Annotated in this window: 1 pseudogene; it reads left to right on the top strand. The window is 44.8% G+C overall.

Features of this window, described 5'->3' with window-relative positions:
• Positions 1–111: pseudogene (locus tag FNX44_RS27650) on the top strand (IS5/IS1182 family transposase); the annotation flags it as partial.
• Between the last annotated feature and the right edge of the window lie 331 nt (positions 112–442).

The following is a 442-nucleotide window of genomic DNA, read 5'->3' on the forward strand; positions in this document are numbered from 1 at the left end:
GCCAGATACAAGGGGTTGCTGAAAAACGATAACCAACTGGCGATGTTATTCACGCTGGCCAACCTGTTTCGGGCGGACCAAATGATACGTCAGTGGGAGAGATCTCACTAAAAACTGGGGATAACGCCTTAAATGGCGAAGAAACGGTCTAAATAGGCTGATTCAAGGCATTTACGGGAGAAAAAATCGGCTCAAACATGAAGAAATGAAATGACTGAGTCAGCCGAGAAGAATTTCCCCGCTTATTCGCACCTTCCCTAAAGCACTCGGTGTAAGCACTGATGACATCGTTGCTGTAGGTCTGGTTTACCAGTTCTAATCTGATTACGAAAAAGATATGTTGCGGGAGGCGTTGCCTCCCCAACATATAAGTGGCTCCCTCAAGCCACTTCCTTTAGAAGCACAACCTTGCTTCTAACTATATAAACCTTCTGTTATATAT

This window comes from Streptomyces alkaliterrae (assembly GCF_007097205.2).
GTDB classification, from domain to species: domain Bacteria; phylum Actinomycetota; class Actinomycetes; order Streptomycetales; family Streptomycetaceae; genus Streptomyces; species Streptomyces alkaliterrae.